Annotated in this window: 11 protein-coding genes; 2 read left to right on the top strand and 9 right to left on the bottom strand. The window is 67.1% G+C overall.

Annotated elements, in window-relative coordinates; genetic code table 11:
• The first annotated feature begins 28 nt into the window (after positions 1 to 28).
• Both HCU76_RS11155 and HCU76_RS11150 read left to right on the top strand, forming a co-directional pair.
• Positions 29 to 1,690 (top strand): lysophospholipase, encoded by a 1,662-nt coding sequence (locus tag HCU76_RS11155; RefSeq protein WP_218509276.1) that lies wholly within the window; start codon positions 29 to 31, stop codon positions 1,688 to 1,690.
• A gap of 64 nt (positions 1,691 to 1,754) precedes the next feature.
• Positions 1,755 to 1,949, top strand: coding sequence for a hypothetical protein (locus tag HCU76_RS11150; RefSeq protein WP_218509275.1), 195 nt, complete (start codon positions 1,755 to 1,757; stop codon positions 1,947 to 1,949).
• Positions 1,950 to 1,966: 17 nt separating this feature from the next.
• Here HCU76_RS11150 and alkB read toward each other — a convergent pair whose 3' ends face one another.
• The 9 genes from alkB to HCU76_RS11105 form a co-directional block, all read right to left on the bottom strand.
• Positions 1,967 to 2,608 (bottom strand): DNA oxidative demethylase AlkB, encoded by a 642-nt coding sequence (gene alkB / locus HCU76_RS11145; protein ID WP_218509274.1) that lies wholly within the window; start codon positions 2,606 to 2,608, stop codon positions 1,967 to 1,969.
• A gap of 2 nt (positions 2,609 to 2,610) precedes the next feature.
• Complete coding sequence (locus HCU76_RS11140; protein WP_218509273.1) at positions 2,611 to 3,297, bottom strand: 2OG-Fe(II) oxygenase; 687 nt, start codon at positions 3,295 to 3,297, stop codon at positions 2,611 to 2,613.
• The gene (gene ada, locus HCU76_RS11135; RefSeq protein ID WP_371319800.1) at positions 3,294 to 4,376 is read right to left on the bottom strand and encodes a bifunctional DNA-binding transcriptional regulator/O6-methylguanine-DNA methyltransferase Ada; all 1,083 of its coding nucleotides are present in this window, start codon (positions 4,374 to 4,376) and stop codon (positions 3,294 to 3,296) included. The genes HCU76_RS11140 and ada overlap by 4 nt, the downstream gene beginning before the upstream one ends.
• 110 nt (positions 4,377 to 4,486) lie before the next feature.
• The gene (locus HCU76_RS11130) at positions 4,487 to 5,374 is read right to left on the bottom strand and encodes an ABC transporter permease subunit (RefSeq protein WP_218509271.1); all 888 of its coding nucleotides are present in this window, start codon (positions 5,372 to 5,374) and stop codon (positions 4,487 to 4,489) included.
• On the bottom strand, positions 5,367 to 6,155 hold the full coding sequence (locus HCU76_RS11125; protein ID WP_218509270.1) for a taurine ABC transporter ATP-binding protein: 789 nt from the start codon (positions 6,153 to 6,155) through the stop codon (positions 5,367 to 5,369). The genes HCU76_RS11130 and HCU76_RS11125 overlap by 8 nt, the downstream gene beginning before the upstream one ends.
• A 26-nt stretch (positions 6,156 to 6,181) precedes the next feature.
• Positions 6,182 to 7,192 carry a taurine ABC transporter substrate-binding protein gene (gene tauA, locus HCU76_RS11120; protein WP_218509269.1) on the bottom strand — a complete coding sequence of 337 codons (1,011 nt, stop codon included), beginning with the start codon at positions 7,190 to 7,192 and terminating at the stop codon, positions 6,182 to 6,184.
• Between the two features lie 221 nt (positions 7,193 to 7,413).
• Positions 7,414 to 8,337 (bottom strand): DmsC/YnfH family molybdoenzyme membrane anchor subunit, encoded by a 924-nt coding sequence (locus tag HCU76_RS11115; RefSeq protein WP_218509268.1) that lies wholly within the window; start codon positions 8,335 to 8,337, stop codon positions 7,414 to 7,416.
• Positions 8,334 to 9,182 carry a 4Fe-4S dicluster domain-containing protein gene (locus tag HCU76_RS11110; RefSeq protein ID WP_371319791.1) on the bottom strand — a complete coding sequence of 283 codons (849 nt, stop codon included), beginning with the start codon at positions 9,180 to 9,182 and terminating at the stop codon, positions 8,334 to 8,336. Before HCU76_RS11110 ends, HCU76_RS11115 begins: the two co-directional genes overlap by 4 nt.
• Positions 9,179 to 12,118 carry a molybdopterin oxidoreductase family protein gene (locus HCU76_RS11105; RefSeq protein ID WP_218509267.1) on the bottom strand — a complete coding sequence of 980 codons (2,940 nt, stop codon included), beginning with the start codon at positions 12,116 to 12,118 and terminating at the stop codon, positions 9,179 to 9,181. The genes HCU76_RS11110 and HCU76_RS11105 overlap by 4 nt, the downstream gene beginning before the upstream one ends.
• Positions 12,119 to 12,196 lie beyond the last annotated feature (78 nt).

Raw genomic sequence — 12,196 nt, 5'->3', positions numbered from 1 at the left:
TTCCCCAACGAATCACACGGAGGCATCCATGTCGAAATTCCCTGCAGCGCGGCGTGGCGCTGCCGCTGCGTTCGCGGCCCTCGCCATCGCGGCCCTCGCCGCCTGCTCGGCCGGCGACCCGGGCATGCAGCGCGTCTCGCGCATGTCGCCGCCGCCCACCGACTGCCGGGCCTGGGTCGGCACCGATCGCGACGCGGAGATCCCTGGCTACCTGCTTCCCCAAGCCAGCGGCGGCACCGTGTGCGTGCCCTTCCTCCAGACCGCGAACAAGCCGCCCGCGAACTACACCGGCAACGACTACAACGTCGACGAATTCACCGACGCCAGGCTCAAGGCCCGCTGGGCTGCCTGCAAGGCCGACGCCGCCTGCTTCAAGCGCATCGATGCGCAGATGCAGCGCTGGCTGCCACCCAACAAGGAGCGCGCGACGCGCTCCACCGGCGTGCTCGACCCTTCCGGCAAGATCGACCCGGATGGCCTGGTCGACCTGAAGCAGATCCGCCGGCCCGCCTTCTTCGCCAAGGCCCCCTACAACGAGGCCATCGCCGCGGACGAGGCCCGCACCTACACCGTCGAGTTCACCGCGCCGCGCGACGCCTTCGAGCGCATCGACCTGAACATGCGCGACCTGATCAAGCTGCGCGGCTGGTACATCGAAGGCGCGGGCGTCGACGATGGCAAGGGTGGCAAGCTGCACGCGCTGGTCGTGATGGCGCCCGGCGGCGGCGGGCAGCTCACGGCAATCCAGCACCCGGACGAGAAGTCCTACCGCATCGACCCGGCGACGGGCAAGACGGTCGCCATCCGCTTCCCCAACGCGACCACCGAGACCATGGGCCAGCGCTGGTGGCGCGACCAGTTGCACGCGCTCAACCAGGCCGGCTTCGACGTGCTGGCCTACGACCGGCGCGGCGAGGGCTTGTCCGGCGGCTTCAGCGACACCAACACGCTCGAACAGGGCGAGGACGTGTTCCGCGTGCTGGCACAGCTCGAGAGCGGCGATGGCATGCGCATGCTGACGCCGACCGGCCAGTTGCTCGAAGGCCCGGCCGCGCGCGGCAGGCTGCTGGCCGGCATGAAGGCCGACACCCTTCCGATCCTGCTCGGCGGCTATTCGCGCGGCTCCATGTCGACGGCATGGGCGATGACCAGGAACTTCTCCGAATCGTGCAGCTACGACATGCAGACGCCCACCTGCACGCCGGCCAAGGGATGGAAGAACATCAAGGGCGCGATCCTGCTGTCGTCCTTCGCGAGCGGCGCAGGTTATGTGGGCGTGTCGCCCGACCTGGCCGATCGCAACCTGTTCCTGGGCGGCATGGCGGCCGATCACCACATCGTCTTCTATCCCAACTCCGCGCCGCTCGCAGGCATGGACAAATGGCCGGCGGCCTTCTTCGGCAAGGGGCTGTGGGACCGCGCCGAAACGGTGGAAGGCACGATCGCGGCCTATGACCGCATCGGCGGGCTGAAGGAGATCGTCGTGGCGCGCGGACCGCATTCGATCGAGACCTGGCCGGTGCAGGATTTGCGCTACCTGCAAGAGCGCATGGTCGCGTTTGCGAAGGGCGCGGTGACGGGCGCCACGCGCATTCCGGGCGCGAAGCCGTGGAACGACCTGAAGCAACTCGTTGCAACCACGCCGGACTCATGGGAACCGTCTTCCGCGCCGCGACCCAAGGGCAGATGATGGAGGATGCAACAGGGCAAATGACCTACAGAAAAGCCCCTTGCACAAGACCAACATCGCTGCCATGACACACACCAAACTCGTTGTTCGGGAGCCTGTCGCAGGCTCGTATTTCTGGGCCTTGATCGAGTCCGACGCCAATGGCGACGCGGTACGCGATGTCGAGACCGCCGAGAAGGATTTCGACTCGTACGAAGCCGCGCTCGCAGCCGGCACGCGCGCGTTGAAACGCCTTGTCGAGCGCGAACACGCGCACTGACTAGGCAGGCGCGGGAATCAACCGGCCTTGCGGAAGGTCAGGTTGATGCGGCAGCGTCCGGTCAAGGGATGCTCGCCCTCCTTGAGCGGCAGGATGCCGTGGTGGTTGAGCCTTGCGGGGCCGCCCCAGACGACCACGTCGCCGTGCGCGAGCGGCAGGCGGCTGGACTTGTCGGCGCGCTGAAGGCCGCCGAAGAGGAACACGGCCGGCAAGCCCAGCGACACCGAGACGATTGGATGGGCGTGGTCGCGCTCGTCGCGGTCCTGGTGCAAGGACAGGCGGGCGCCCGGTTCGTAGCGGTTGACCAGGCAGGCGTCAGGCTCGAAATCCTCGAAACCGGCCGCTGCGCTCGCGCCGCGGGCCAGTGCGCGAAACGATTCGGGCATCGCAGGCCATGGCTTGCCGTTGGCCGGGTCGATGCGGTCATAGCGGTAGCCGGTGCGGTCGCTGACCCAACCGAGCGCGCCGCAGTTGGTCATGGCCACCGACATGAGGAAGCCGCCCGGCGTCGTCATGTGCCGCCATGGCGAGGACGCGAGCACGGCTTCCAGGTCGCCCAGCAGTTGCGGCGCGCGGTCACATGCGAAGGCACGCAGCAGCACGGCGCCCGGCACGATCGGCAGCGACAGGCCCTCCTCGGCTTCGAACAGGTCACGCATCGTCAAGCCGCGTCGTGAAAGATGATGCCCGCCGTGTGCCGGTGGCCCGAGCGCACGCGACTCACGCCATGCCGCAGGTTCACGCGATAAGGTCCGCGCGTGCCCTGCACCGGCCGATGGTGCACCGCGATGATGGCCGCGTCGCCCTGGCGCAAGGGCAGGACGATGGGGCGCGACTGCATGCGCGGGCGTTGCTCGGTCATGACGAATTCTCCACCCGTGAAATCGCGGCCGGGTTCCGAGAGCAGCACCGCCACCTGCAACGGAAACACATGCTCGCCGTACAGGTCCTGGTGCAGGCAGTTGTAGTCGCCCTCCCCGTATTGCAGCAGCAGCGGCGTCGGCCTGACCTGGCCCGCCGCGTGGCAGCGCGCGATGAACTCTTCGTGCGTCGGCGGAAAGCGCACGTCGATGCCCATGGCCTGGTGCCATCGGTTGGCGATCGGCATGAGCCTGGGATAGAAGGCCTCGCGCAGCCGCGCCACCAGCGGCGGCAAGGGATACGCGAGGTACTTGTATTCGCCGCGGCCGAAGCCGTGGCGCGCCATCACGACACGACTTCTGAACAGCTCGTCCCTGGCATAGAGGGCTGCCAGCGAATCGCATTTCGCGGGCGTCAGCAGCCCCTCGATGATGGCGTGGCCTTCCGCGTCGAGCGACTGCCCGACGGCCTCCCAGTCCACCTTCATGCGACGGCCTCGTGCTCGCGGTCCAGCAACGCGCGCTTGCGCTCGACGCCCCAGCGGTAGCCGGACAGCGCGCCGTCACTGCGCACCACGCGGTGGCACGGTATCGCGATCGCCAGCGTGTTGGCTCCGCAGGCCTGCGCCACGGCGCGGTGGGCATTCGGCGCGCCGATGCGGTCGGCGATCTCCGAGTAGCTCACCGTCTCGCCAACGGGCACGGCGCGCAAGGCTTGCCACACGCGTTGCTGGAACGCCGTGCCGCGCACGTCGAGCGGCAGGTCCAGGCCATGGCCGGGCGCTTCGACCAGGCCGACCACCTCCGCCACCAGCCGATCGAATTCCGGGTCATCGCCGGTCAGCCTCGCCTGCGGAAAGCGGTCCTGCAAGGCACGAGCCAGTGCTTCGGGGTCATCACCCAGTTCGATCGCGCACACGCCGCGCCCGCTGCGCGCCACGAGGATCGCGCCGAGCGAACACTGGCCGATGGCGAAGCGGATGTCGGTGTCGGCGCCACCCGCCTTGAAGGCGCTTGGCGTCATGCCCAGCAGGTGGTCCGATTCCTCGTAGAAACGGCTGTTGGCGTTGTAGCCGGCATCGTAGATCGCATCGGTCACGGTGTCGTTGCGGCCCAGGGCCTCGCGCACGCGGCTGGCGCGGTGCGCCATGGCGTAGGCCCTGGGTGTGACACCCGTCGACGACTTGAACACCCTGTGCAAGTGATAGGGGCTCATGCCGGCGCGCTGGGCCAGTTCGTCGAGGGACGGCGCCTGCTCGGCGGTTTCGATGAAGCGGCACAGGTCGGCAATCATCCCGGCCTGCCGTTGCGCACGCGGCGGCTGGTCGGGCTTGCAGCGCTTGCAGGGCCGGAAGCCCGCGCGTTCTGCATCGGCCGTGGACTCGTGGAAGGTGACGTTCTCTGGCCGCGCCAGGCGTGCGCCGCACGAGGGCCGGCAGTACACGCCGGTGGATTTCACCGAATAGAAGAACTGCCCGTCGAAGCGGCCGTCGCGCGCCTGCACCGCGGCCCAGCGTGGGTCGTTGATTGTGGCGGCAGCCTGCAGCTCGGCGGGGGTCATCATCATGTTCATCTTGCCCATCCTTTCGTTCCTGAGTGGGTGGGATTGACTTTAGGCAATGACCTGCGCAGCGCCACTCCGGCGCTTGCTTTTGAATTCAGGCGCCAGTCCGCGCCCTACATCCGCCCCTTCCACGGCACCACGGTCCGCTCCACCCAGCGCATCAGCAGGTCGAACAGGTAGGCCACCACGCCGATCACGATGATGCCCATGATCACGATGTCGGTGCGCAGGAAGTTGGAAGCGTTCAGCACCATCTGGCCCAGCCCCATGTTGGCCGCGACCATCTCGGCGGCCACCAGCGTGGTCCAGCCGAAGCCGATGGCAATGCGCATGCCGATCAGGATGTCGGGCATGGCGGAGGGCAGGATCACGTGGCGGATCACCTGCATGTAGCTCGCGCCCATCGAGTAGGCCGCGTTGATCTGCTCCTGCGAGGCGCTGCGCATGCCAGCACGGGCGGCGAGCGCGAGCGGCGCGAAGCAGCTCAGGAAGATCAGCAGGATCTTGGGCGTCTCGTCGATGCCGAACCAGATGATGATGAGCGGCAGGTAGGCCAGCGGCGGCAGCGGGCGGTAGAACTCCAGCGGCGGGTCGAAGATGCCGCGCACGACACGGCTCATGCCCATCGCGATGCCGACCGGGATGGCCGTCACGCAGGCCAGGATGAAGGCCGAGAACACGCGGAACATGCTGGCCAGGAAGTGCTGCCACAGCGGCTTGTCGTTGGCCTGGCCGGTCAGGTATTCGTAGAACTGCTGGAACACGGCCTGCGGCGTGGGCAGGAACAGCGGCTTGATCCAGCCAATGTTGGTGGCGATGGCCCACAGCGCCACCAGAACGACCACCGTGACCACGCTGATGACCACGCTGGAGCCCTCGCCCGGCACCTTGAAGGCGCTGGTCTTGAGCTTGCCGCCGGCGGTCGCGACGACCGGTGCGGCCGGCGGTGCGGAGGAAGAAGGCGACACCACGACGGGCGAAGCAATGGTCACGTCAGGCATGCGCCACCTCCCGGTGATGGATGATGGCCAGCACCTCCTCGCGCATGCGGATGAATTCCGGCTCCGACTTGACCTTGCGTGCATCACCGTGCGCGAGGAACTGGCGCGAGAACGGCACGTCTTCATACACATGCGAGATGCGCCCAGGACTCGGGCTCATCACGATCAGCCGCGTGCCGAGGAACAGCGCTTCCTCCACCGAGTGCGTGATGAAGAAGACCATCTTCTGCGCCTTGGCCCAGGCCTGCAGCAAGATCTCCTGCACCGTCTCGCGGGTGAAGGCATCGAGTGCGCCCATCGGCTCGTCCATGAGCAGCACGGCCGGGTCGCTGGCCAGCGCGCGGGCGATGCCGACGCGCTGCTGCATGCCGCCCGACAGCTCGTACACCGCACGGTCGGCGTACTTCTCCAGGCTGACAAGGCGCAGCTTGGCCAGCGCGACGGCATCGCGCTCGGCCTTGCCCATGCCGTTGAGGCGCAGGCCCAGCGCCACGTTGTCGCGCACGTTGAGCCAGGGCATCAAGGCATGCTTCTGGAACACCACGCCGCGGTCGGCGCCCGGGCCGGTGACGGGCTGGCCGTCGAGCAGGATCTCGCCGCTCGACGGCGGCAGGAAGCCGGCGATGCAATTCAGCAGCGTGCTCTTGCCGCAGCCCGACGCGCCGAGCGCGACCGTGAAGTCGCCGCCATGCATCGTCAGGTTGACGGGAGCCAGCGCCTGCAGCGTGCCGCCCTTGATGGCGTAGTTGACCGTGAGGTCGCGGATGTCGAGGGTCGGCATGCGGGCTCCTTGCTGTGTGCGAAGGGCTACTTGGACGCCGCCGCCTTCTGCACGTAGGTCGTGGTCACGAAGGCGTTGTAGTCGGGCTTGACTTCCTGCACCCGGCCCTGCTCCTTGAGGAAAGCCGCCGTGCCGGCCATGGCCTTGGCTGCGCCGCCGCCGAGCCACGTCGGCGAGAGTTGCTCGGCATAGGTCGGGAAGGTGTAGAGCGCCATCGCCGGGCCGACGTCGGCCGGGTTGGCCTTGGTCCACTTGGCCATGGCCTTGGTCTGCGCGGAGTCGGCCGTCCAGGTCTTGCCGGTGGCCTTGTACTCCTCGTTCGCGCGGTTGAGCGCCTTCACGAAGGCGACCATGAAGGCCTCGTTGGCCTCGGCCCACTTGGCATTGACGACGATGCCCTCGAAGGTGGGCGCGCCGCGCTTGCCGATGCTGCCCGAGGTGGCGATGACCTTGCCGTTGCTCTTGATCTTCGACAGCACCGGGTCCCAGATGAAGGTGGCGTCGATGTCGCCGCGCTCCCAGGCGGCGGCGATCTCGGGCGGGCGCATGTTCATGACGTTGACGCTCTTGCCGTCGACGCCGTCCATCTTCATGCCGGCCATGAGCTGGTAGTGCGCGGTCGACACGAAGGGCGTGGCCACCTTCTTGCCGGCCAGGTCCTTCATGCTGTTGATGTTGGAGCCGTTGCGGGCGACCAGCGCCTCGGCGTCGGCGATGTCGGCGGAAATCCAGAACAGCTTGATGTCCTGGCCCTGGCTGGCCGCGGCGGTCAGCGGGCTGGAGCCGGTCTCGCCCATCTGCACGTCGCCCGAGGCCATCGCGCGGATCACGTCGCCGCCGCCGTTGAACATCCGCCAGTTGATCTTGTAGCCGGTGGCCTTCTCGACCTCGCCGGATTCCATCACGAGGCGCAGCGGCACCAGCATGTCCTGGTGGGCGAAGGTGACTTCCTTGGCCTGTGCGAAGGCGCCGCCGCTCACGATGCAGGCGGCCGCCAGCGTCGTGAGTTGCAGGGTGAGGCGACGTGACATGTTCATCTGAAACTCCTGTGAATGGATCGAAGCACTTTGCACCCATCGAGTGCCGCCACAAAGTGCCAGCACCGTTTCGGCCATGGAGCCAGCCGATGGGGACTTACCCTTGCGCTTGGTGCAATTCGCACGCAATAGGTGCGAGCCGCACCGCGGGCTGCGCGGGGCGCGTGGAAGCATGACACGTTTTGGCGGTTGCGTTGTCTGGCGTTGCACCGAGGCATGCCTCACGACACCACCTGGTAATAGAGGTTCTGCGGATGTCTCGCCTGCGCAAAGAAGAACCACCTGTCCGCAAGAAGCCCCGGGATCTGCACCAGCAACGCGAGCACGAAGGCGGCCCTTGAGCCTGCCGCGACGCCCCACAGCATGAGCACAGTGGGCACCGCGAACCCCAGCACGATCAAGGCTAGCCTGACCTTCCCCAGCGCGGCTTGCCCGGCCTTGTGGAAAAACTCGCGAGTATTGAAAGAACCCGCCGACATGCCCATCGACTTCTGCACCAGCTTCGCCGCGCGGATGCCGGTGGCGGATTGCAGCGTGGACTTGTGCTTGAGCGCGGCATTGCGGCGCAGCGCCAGCGTGCGGGTGAGCCACGCGGCCAAAGTCACCGTCAGCGCCGCGGGGCCAGTGGCAGCGAGCAAGTGCTGCTGCCCGAGCAAGGCCGCAAGCGCGCTGATGAGGATCAAGCCCGACGACAAGCCCGTGAGCGTGAAGTTGACGAGCGTCAGCGGCTGCGCCCATTCCTGGATGAAGCGCAGGCAGGCGTAGATCATCGCCGTGCAATACCAGAGCAATGCGGCCAGAGCGATGGCGACGAGCGGCAGGAGTAGGCCATCCACGCCCGCGCGCAGCGCCAGCCACCAGAGCGCGACCACGCCGATGAATGCCGGCAGCACGATCACCTCGCGCGACAGCCAGGACGTGCGCCACATCAGCACGGCGCGCCAGGCACGTTCGGGTCGGCCGAGGTGCGCGAAGGAAGCGCCGAGGCCGATCAGCAGCATCGCCTCTGCGACCGTCAGAGCGACGCTCATGAACGATGGCGCCATTGCCAAGCCGGCCGACCTTGCCAGAGCCAGCGCCACCACCAGGCCCTGCGCCGCGCCGGCGATGGTCGTGAAGATGACGACCGAGAACGCCGGGTTCATGGCTGGCCTCCAACGCGCGGCTGAACCCTGGACGCCTCGCCGACCACTTCTGTCACGCGCCGCGGCAGGTACTGGTTGGCCGGACTGGTTTCCCATTCGGGCATCAGCGCGTAGCCGCCGCGTTCGCGGATGGCCTTCGACGCCTCCGAGTTCGGGTCCTTCACATCGCCGAAGATCCGTGCGCCGGTCGGACAGGCCTTCACACACGCCGGCTTGCGGTCCTCCTTGGGCAGCTTCTCGTCGTAGATGCGATCGACGCACAGCGTGCACTTGGTCATCACCTGCCGCTCCTCGTCCAGCTCACGCGCGCCGTAGGGACAGGCCCATGCGCAGTACTTGCAGCCGATGCACTTGTCGTAGTCGACCAGCACGATGCCGTCTTCCTTCCGCTTGTAGCTGGCGCCTGTCGGGCAGACCGGCACGCAGGGCGGGTCTTCGCAGTGCAGGCAGCTCTTGGGGAAGTGGATGGTCTCGGTGAGCGGGTACTCGCCGGCCTCGTAGGTCTGCACGCGATTGAAGAAGGTGCCCGTGGGATCGGCGCCGTAGGGGTTCTGGTCCACGAGCGCGCCCGCGCTGCCCGAGGTGTTCCACTGCTTGCAGGAAGTGACGCAGGCGTGGCAGCCGACGCAGACGTTGAGGTCGATGACCAGCGCCAATTGCTTCGCCAGCGTGTCCCCCGGCTCCCACCTGACTTCACTCCCTCTCCCGCTGGCGGGAGAGGGCTGGGGTGAGGGTGCACCCTCCCTCATCGCCACCGCGCCCGCCCCGCCACCACCCTCACCCCTGCCCTCTCCCGCCAGCGGGAGAGGGGGAGGAGACAGCAAGTCCTTCAGCCACTGGATCATTTGCGCCTCCCGGCAAAGTAGGTCAACACGCTCACGGCCTTGCCGATCACGCCCGGTGTGGCGGGCATCGTTCTCATCTGCGGAAAGCTCTCCTTTGGTTCCTCAGGGTGCGCCGGCCGTATGCGTACGCGCACGTCGTACCAGCCCGCCTGCCCGGTGACCGGATCGGAATTGCTGATGGTCTTCCCGCCATGCGCATTGGCAAACGGCAACTCCTCCGTGATCAGGTGGTTCAGCAGGAAGCCCTTGCGCGCTTCGTCCGCACCGGGTGCCAGTTGCCAGGCGCCGTCCGCCTTGCCGATCGCATTCCAGGTCCACACGGTGCCGGGCTCCACGGTCTCGCTGTAGCGCAGCATGCAGCGCACCTTGCCCCATTGGCTTTCCACCCAGCACCAGCCGCCATCCTCGATGCCGGCCGCCTTCGCGGTCACCGGATTCACATGCAGGTAGTTGTGGCTGTGGATCTGCCGCAGCCAGGCATTCTGCGAATCCCAGGAGTGGTACATCGCCATCGGCCGCTGCGTGATGGCGTTGAGCGGGAAGGCCTCGCGGTCGGTCACCGCGTCCTCGAGCGGCGGGTACCAGAAGGGCAATGGATCGAAGTACCTGGCGATGCGCTCGCGCAACTCGTCGGGCGGCTGGCGGCCTGGGGTCTTGCCCTGCGCAGCCAGGCGGAAGGATTGCAGCGTGTCCGAATACAGGGCGAGCTGCACCGGATCGTTGCGCTGGCGCCAACCCTTGTCCTTGGCGAAGTCGAGGTACTCGCGGTTCCAGTTGCGCATGTAGTGCATGGACTCGGGCATGTGGTACTGGAACACGCAGTTGTTCTGCGCGTAGGCTTCCCATTGCTTCGGATTGGGCTCGCCCTTCAGGTGCTCGCTGCCGTCCTTGCCGCGCCATCCCATCAGGAAGCCGATGCCCGGCTGCGGCTGGAAGTTGACGACGAAATCGGGGTAGCCGGTGAACTTGCGCCCACCTTCCGGCGTGGTGAACGCCGGGAACTTGAGGCGCGACGCCAGCTCGATCAGCACCTCCTGGAAGGGCCTGCATTCCCCCGTCGGAGGCACGACGGGAACGCGCACCGAATCCACCGGCCCGTCGAACTCGCTGATGGGCCGGTCGAGCATGCCCATCACGTCGTGCCGCTCGAGATAGGTGGTGTCGGGCAGCACCAGGTCGGCAAAGGCCACCGTCTCGCTCTGGAAGGCATCGCACACCACCAGGAAGGGGATCATGTGCTCGCCCTTCTCGTCCTTTCGGTTGAGCATCTCTCGCACGCCCATCGTGTTCATGCTCGAGTTCCATGCCATGTTGGCCATGAAGATCATGAGCGTGTCGATGCGGTACGGGTCGCCCCGCACCGCGTTGGTGATGACGTTGTGCATGAGCCCGTGGGCCGACAGCGGATGCTCCCATGAGAAGGCATGGTCGATGCGGATCGGCGAACCGTCGGCATTGATCGCCAGCTCGTCCGGACTCGCCGGAAACCCGAGCGGCGCCGCGTTGAGCGGCGTGTTCGGCTGGATCATCTCGGGCGAGTTGAACGCACGGTAGTTCGGCACGATGTGCCGTGGATACGGCGCCTTGTGGCGGAAGCCGCCCGGCGCATCGATCGTGCCGAGCACGCTCATCAGCACCGCCAGCGCACGCACGGTCTGGAAGCCATTCGAATGCGCCGCCAGCCCGCGCATCGCATGGAAGGCGACCGGCCGCGCCTGCGTGGTCGGATGCACCTTGCCCCAGGCGTCGGTCCACGGTATCGGAAGCTCGAAGGCCTGCTGCAGCGCGGTCTCGCCCATCTCGCGCGCCAGCTTGCGGATGCGGTCGGCATCGATTCCGGTGATGAGGGACGCCCACTCCGGCGTGCAGCTCGCCACGCGGTCGCGCAGCAGCTGGAACGATGGCGCGACGTGCGTGCCGTCGGCCAGGGTGTAGCGGCCTTCGAGGGCCGGGTCGCAGCCCTCGCCGATGCCTTCGGGGTAGGCGGGCTTCACCGTGTTGTCGGCGCGGTCCCAGATCAGCTTGTTGTGCGGATTGCGGCCATCGCCGGGCGGGCCGCGATCGGGGTCGAAGGCGAACAGGCCTTCGCGCTCACCGTCGTCCAGCACCGCGAGTTGCGGCGCGTTGGTGAAGCGCTTGAGGAAGGCATGGTCGATGAGGTTGCTGGCGATCAGTTCGTGCAGCAGCGCCATGAACAGGGCGCCGTCGGTGCCGGGCTTGATCGGAATCCACTCGTCGGCGATGGCCGAGTAGCCGGTGCGCACCGGATTGATCGAGATGAAGCGACCACCCTCGCGCTTGAACTTTGACAACGCGATCTTCATCGGGTTGCTGTGATGGTCCTCCGCGGTGCCGATCATCACGAACAGCTTGGCGCGGTCGAGGTCCGGCCCGCCGAATTCCCAGAAGCTGCCGCCCACGGTGTAGATCATCCCGGCGGCCATGTTGACCGAGCAGAAGCCGCCATGCGCCGCATAGTTGGGCGTGCCGAACTGGCGCGCGAACAGGCCGGTGAGCGCCTGCATCTGGTCACGGCCGGTGAAGAGCGCGAACTTCTTCGGGTCGGTCGCGCGGATCCTGCCGAGGCGCTCGGTGAGGATCTCGTAGGCGCGCTCCCAGCTGATCGGCTCGAACTCCCCTGCCCCGCGCTCGCTGCCGGGCTTGCGCAGCAGCGGCCGGGTGAGCCGCGCCGGGGACACCTGCTTCATGATCCCCGACGAGCCCTTGGCGCAGATCACGCCCTTGTTGAGCGGATGCGCCGGGTTGCCGTCGATGTAGCGAACCTCCGGGCCGTGCTCGCCTTCGCGCAGGTGCACGCGGATGCCGCAGCGGCAGGCGCACATGTAGCAGGTGGTGGTCTTGACCTCGCATTCCGCGGCGGGGGTTGGGGAGGCAAGCGGATCGTGAAGCGGTTCGCGCGAGAGAAAGTTGAACACCGTGGGCCTTTTGTCGTGTGCATGTGTGGACACGTGTGCGCACGATCGTAGGCAAAGGCGCTCAAGGGAAAAAGCGGA

Source organism: Variovorax sp. dw_308 (assembly GCF_019207085.1).
Lineage (GTDB): Bacteria > Pseudomonadota > Gammaproteobacteria > Burkholderiales > Burkholderiaceae_C > Variovorax.
The sequence above is the reverse complement of the archived record's forward strand: the minus strand, read 5'-3'. Positions and strand labels throughout refer to the sequence as shown.